Below are 5783 nucleotides of genomic sequence, written 5' to 3'. Positions count from 1 at the left end.
GATGGTTACGAGTGGAATGCTTGAAAGGGGTCTGCTCCGGTAGAGGGCAGGATAGTACGTTAAGCGAAGCGGACCCTCATACAACGAGCGGCGAATTCGATAAATGAGCCCGAAGCAGTCGTAGGTTTCAAATGCGGCATCGTTCATTAAGGGCGGTCTGCTCGGCAGATGTGGTTTCAACAGACCACGCGCGATCTTCATGATTTGCAAACATTGCAAACCGGTGCAATCTTCATGCATCGGGCTCTTTGCTGGGCATTGTCTACTTTGGAGTATCACATGAAGCGCCGTTTGGCAGCAATTCTGGTGGCTGATGTGGTTGGATATTCTCGTCTTGTGCGAGAGGATGAGGAAGGCACGATCAAAGCACTCAGGAATTTGCGTCGCGAACGGATTGAGCCCATCATCAAGGATCGCGATGGGCGCGTTGTAAAGCTGATGGGTGACGGAATACTTGCGGAATTTCCTAGCATAGTTGACGCCGTACGCGCGGCAATAGAGATCCAGGATACGGTTGCGCAGCGGAACTATGAATTGGCTTTTGACAATAAGTTTTCGTTTCGGATCGGGGTCCATCTCGGAGACGTGATCGTGGATGGTGACGATATCCACGGCGACGGTGTGAATGTAGCTGCCCGATTGGAAAGTCTGAGCCCGCCTGACGGGTTCTGCATGTCCGGCAGCGTCCATGAAGAGGTGCGGGACCGGCTTGATATAAAGTTCACCGATCTTGGCGAGAAGAAAGTCAAGAACCTCAATCGACCAGTTCGGGTTTGGCAATGGAGCCCCAATGGTTCCGGAGATTTCACTGACCTCCCAAAGCCTGCAGCGAAACTGGATAAGCCCGGCATCGCCATCCTGCCTTTCAACAATTCGTCTAGCGACCCCGAGCAAACCTATTTTTCCGACGGCATCACCGAAGATCTGATCACCGAGATATCGAGAATTCCTGAACTCGTTGTTATCTCGAGAAATTCTTCATTCACCTACAAAGGAAAAATAGGCAAGGTGCAGGATGTTTGTCGTGATCTCAACGTGCAGTATGTGGTGGAAGGATCGGTGCGTAAGGCTGGCCAGCGGTTGCGGATAAGCATTCAATTGATTGACGGTCGAACCGGTGGCAACCTGTGGGCGGAACGCTACGATCGTCAGATTGAAGACATATTCGATGTACAGGATGACGTGACCGAACGGGTCGTTGATGCGCTTAAATTAACTCTGGTCGGCGGTGTGTCGCGAACCTGCCGAGTCCGAAAACCAGATCAGCGCGCATACGACTACGTGCTGCGCGGCAGGGAGCAGTATCGGTTATTTACCCGCGACGGCAATGCCAAGGCGCGCGACCTGTTCGAAAAAGCGATCGCAATAGACCCAGATTATGCCGAGCCATACGCAGGACTATCTGAGACATATGTGCAGGACTGGTTTGCCGGATCCATATCAGCGCTGGACCGCGCGTACGATCTGGCCAAGCGAGCAACATCGCGGGACCCGATGCTGCCGCTCGTTCAAGAGGCTTTGAGCACAGTTCACTTGTTCCGACGGGAGCATGACGCGGCCATCACGACCGCACGTCGCTGGATCGAGCTTGAGCCCAGCGATGCTGAAGCCTATGCCGCACTTGCTGGCGCTCAGCATTTTGCCGGACAGAACCACGAGGTGGTTCCACTGATCGAAACGGCAATGCGCTTAAACCCATATTTTCCTTTCTATTATTCTCACTATATTGGGCTCGCCAATATGGCGATGGGTCGATTTGAAGACGCGGCGACCGCTTTTCGAAGTGCCATTTCTCGCAACCCCGACACGGTCTGGCCGCACTTTTTTTTGGCCGCCAGCCTGGGCCATCTCTCGGAAAACGAAGATGCACTGGAAGCATGGAATAAGGTGAAGCGCATACAACCGGATGCAGTCGTCGGTCAGGTGACTCAGCTTCCCTACAAGAATGAAAGTGACACCAACTTGGTGTTGGAAGGATTGCAAAAGGCAGGACTATCCCCTTGAGACGCGAAATAGATAATCAGGATCTATCAACAAATCCTTGAAGATGCGGACGTTCGCCACGAATACGTTTATCAGTCGGATTGGCATTTAAGCGGGCGTTTGTTTGTGGTGTCCTACGGCCAGTTCGGACCAGACGCACACACCACCGCGCCGATGCCAATTTGATCGCCTTAGGTTTTTCGCGGTTGCAGCGAAGGTCCGAAAAGTCCTGCATCACACCAGTCCGATTGTCGTGCCGCGAAGGTCAGGTCTTATGCCTGTTCAAAGTCCTGTAGACGGTTGGCCGAGACACTGAGAACAGCTCGGCCAAGTCAGAGATGGAATACTCCCCGGCGGCGTGCATGCGGCAGAGTTCGCGCTGTTTCTCTGACAGCTTGGGCTGTTTGCCACGTAGCTTGCCCTTGGCGCGGGCGATAGCCATGCCTTCACGGGTCCGCATGCGGATCAGATCGGCCTCGAATTCGGCGAAGCTGGCGAGGATATTAAAGAACATCTTTCCAATTGGATCGGTCGGATCATAGACGGACGCACCGAGGGCGAGTTTGACGCCTTTGGCTTCGAGCTGATCGGCGATGGCGCGGGCATCAGGAACGGATCAGACCCCTGAAAGGGCTTTCCACTTCAAACCAGCCGGCGATATGCATTTCGGTGCGCGTATGACACCTGGGGAGATCGGGCTACAACCAAAGGGCTGCCTATCTGGCGGCCCGTTCTTCTCTGAAGGATACCAACCGCTTGGTGCTTTCGTCCCAAAGCACAAGTTTCACGCATTTCAAGCTCTCAAGCAGCGTGATGCGGCTCATGGTCTTGAGCTCCGGAAAGTCTTCCAGAACTTCTGGCAGGCGATAAAACGGGATCTTTGCCGCCAGGTGGTGCACGTGGTGAATTCCGATGTTGCCGGTCATCCACTGGAGTGGTTTCGGCAAATCATAGTGCGAGCTTCCATGAAGAGCCGCATGTTGAAAGTTCCATTCACCGTCGCTCGACCAATGCGTATCTTCAAACTGGTGCTGGATGTAGAAAAGCCAGACACCGGCTGTTGCGGCCATCAGGGTGATGGGCACCTGCACAATCAAAAACGTCTGCCACCCGACGAGCCAGATCATCAGTGCGATTGGAAAAACGATGCCGAGATTTGTCGCGAGGGTCGACACCCAGGGCCTTGCACCCGCACGCATGAGACCAAATGGCAGTCTGTATTGGCACACGAACAACCAGGCCGGGCCGAGACCGAACAATATCAACGGATTGCGGTAAAGCCGGTAGCGAACCTTGCCCCATCGAGAAAGCCCCCGATATTCCTGCACCGTCAGGGTTTCCACGTCGCCGATTCCACGCCGGTCCAGATTGCCCGAGGACGCATGGTGGACGGCATGCGTCCGTCGCCAGTAGTCATAGGGTGTTAGTGTGAAGATACCCATCAGCCGGCCAATCCAGTCGTTGAGACCGCGATGGGCAAACAAGGTGCCGTGTCCACAATCATGCTGCAAAATGAAGAGGCGCACCAGAAATCCGGCAGCAGGAACAGTGAACAGCAGGCCCCACCAGTTGCCGTTGAGAACAAGTACTGCCGACAGTGCCCAAAGTGCAGCGAAAGGGAGCGTTGTTACCGCAATTTCAACAATGCTTCGAACCGGTTTGGGTTTTCGGTATTGAGCGAGAAGCTGAGGCCATGCTCTGTTGTTATCTTTTGTTTCTGTGCTTGCGGCAGCAGCTTGTGTCACATGAGTTCCAGTCTTGGTAGGCGCCGAAGGTAGAAGGTGCGCGCAATCCTGCAGCAACATCCCCTATGATCAGGATTTTGTCCGAGTTTTCTTTTTCGGTTTTGTTGCGACGGTCTCGGCTGCCGACTGACGAGCCTGCATTTCAAGACGGGCTGCCCGCAACTTCGCTGTTTTCGCCGCACGGCGATCCGCCTCAGCCTGAACAAGTTCCTGGGAAACCCTTTTTGTGGTTTCAGCTTTGGACTCGGCGGATTCTCGCTTGGGCTTGACCGGTTTGTCGTTGTTGCTGTTCGTGGACATGGCCGTAACTCCTTCAAAGGGTATAAAAGCGCTGGTCCTGAAAGCAAAAAAGGCCGGGCAGTGACCCGACCTTCTCCTTCATCTCATGGTCCGTGCCAGTACATCCGTGGTCAGGGACAACGAGACGAAAACTTATACAGCTTGCAGATTGTCCGCTGCGGACTTGCCGGAACGGCGGTCCTGAACAACTTCAAAGCTGACTTTCTGGCCTTCGACGAGCGGCGGCATGCCAGCGCGCTCAACAGCGGAGATGTGAACGAACACGTCCTGCGAGCCGTCTTCAGGCTGAATGAAGCCGAAGCCTTTGGTGGAGTTGAAAAACTTTACAGTGCCAATAGCCATAACGATTTCCTTGCAATCGGTCATGATAGTTTACCCGCAACGCATGTTGCGCAACGAGCGGTTAGGTCGACGTTGATAGGGAAGATCGTTTAGGGCGCAAAGCGCGCAGTCACAAAGTTCGTCAAACAATATCGATGAACGGTACATAGAGTATCGCTGTGTTAAAAACAAGGCGAATTCTTAATAGTGAAAATTTTTTAATCTTAAAAATCGCGTGTGAAACGCAATAAATTCAAAGCTTTTTCTTTGATTTTAAAATATTTTTAAATCAGTTGGTTTCAGGGGATGTTTTTCAGGATTTCAAAAGCCGTTCCGAGACAGAACAGCGCCCAGGATTTGTGTTCTTTCTGTCGATAGCCGGGTATGTCATCTTTTTGGTGCATGCGCAGCGAAATGCGTAAACTGTGTTTCGGGAGATTGGACTCTCCTGCCTGGGAGAAGCCGGATGAAGAACGCAGTGCCAGAAAAATCAGGACCGGCAGTCCGAAAGCGGTCACGTGCAATTGCGTTGGGCTTTGCCGGCTTGTGCGCCCTGGTTGCGTTTTCGGTTTTCGCCGTGTCAACGCTGGAACTTTTCCTGCCGCTCAGAAAGCAACTTGCCGATCGCATTCTGACTTCGATATTGGGACGGCAGGTTATTGTTCATGGCAACGTGGATCTGGTTCTCGGACGGCGATTGGGCGTCCAGATCGAAGATGCCTATGTCGAGCGTTCCTCGGCGGGAAAGGGTGGCCAGGAACGCGTCTTTGAAATGATCCGTTTTCAGTCCGGTTACGGTCTGTTGCTGGGCGAGATGGGTAGTATCTCGAACTACCAGATGAGCGGAGCGGAAATTGACTACCGGGCAGACACCTCTGACGCTGACGGGTCGCGTTCATCCGTTTATGAACTGCCATCCACAATCATCAACAGCCCGGTCCTGGACAACCTTCAACTGACGGATGTCACGATCCGGTTCATCGATGAAGAGAACGGCTGGAACGAACAGTTGGAGATCAAGACGCTTCAGCTGGTTTCAGCAGCCAGTTCGAAGACCACAGAGGTCATCTTTCAGGCATCCGTCAACGGAACTCCGCTCTCAGCGAGCGGAAGCGTTCCATCGTCGTCGGTCGCGCGGAACGAAGGAGGGGGCGCATTTGATTTTGTCTTTGAATTTCCAGGTCTGAATAGTCGGTTGAAAGGAACCGTTGACACGTCCGGATCGATCGCCGTCGTCGAAGGTGATCTGGCATCCAGCTCAGAATCGTTTTCCCAACTCCTGTCTTCCCTCGGGCTTGCCAGCGAACAGAAGGGCAAGGCGACCTTGAGCTGGGACTTTGCCGGTCCCGTGGATCAGTTGGACATCCGCAACCTGATGGTTTCCGTGGACGATCCGAATGGTGATCAACTGACGGTGACTGGGGCGGTCGAAGA

General features: G+C 53.5%; 5 protein-coding genes and 1 pseudogene. 2 read left to right on the top strand and 4 right to left on the bottom strand.

Annotated elements, in window-relative coordinates:
• Positions 1 to 291 precede the first annotated feature (291 nt).
• Entirely contained in the window at positions 292 to 2004 is a 1713-nt protein-coding gene (locus K5905_RS25920; RefSeq protein WP_297589558.1) for an adenylate/guanylate cyclase domain-containing protein, read from the top strand.
• Between the two features lie 244 nt (positions 2005 to 2248).
• Here the strand turns inward: K5905_RS25920 and K5905_RS31650 are convergent.
• From K5905_RS31650 to K5905_RS25895, 4 genes and pseudogenes are all read right to left on the bottom strand, one after another.
• Positions 2249 to 2599, bottom strand: a pseudogene (locus tag K5905_RS31650) (recombinase family protein); the annotation flags it as partial.
• Positions 2600 to 2699: 100 nt separating this feature from the next.
• Positions 2700 to 3728 (bottom strand): fatty acid desaturase, encoded by a 1029-nt coding sequence (locus K5905_RS25905; protein ID WP_297589556.1) that lies wholly within the window; start codon positions 3726 to 3728, stop codon positions 2700 to 2702.
• Positions 3729 to 3797: 69 nt separating this feature from the next.
• A complete protein-coding gene (locus K5905_RS25900; RefSeq protein ID WP_297589554.1) occupies positions 3798 to 4028 on the bottom strand; it encodes a hypothetical protein in 231 nt (76 codons plus the stop codon).
• A gap of 132 nt (positions 4029 to 4160) precedes the next feature.
• Entirely contained in the window at positions 4161 to 4370 is a 210-nt protein-coding gene (locus K5905_RS25895) for a cold-shock protein (RefSeq protein WP_297589553.1), read from the bottom strand.
• Positions 4371 to 4815: 445 nt separating this feature from the next.
• Between K5905_RS25895 and K5905_RS25890 the strand changes: the two genes are divergently transcribed.
• A partial coding sequence (locus K5905_RS25890; protein WP_297589551.1) for a hypothetical protein occupies positions 4816 to 5783 on the top strand: 968 nt, incomplete at its 3' end.

The sequence above is a fragment of the Roseibium sp. genome (assembly GCF_025698965.1).
GTDB lineage: Bacteria > Pseudomonadota > Alphaproteobacteria > Rhizobiales > Stappiaceae > Roseibium.
This window is presented reverse-complemented; position numbering and strand designations above follow the sequence as displayed.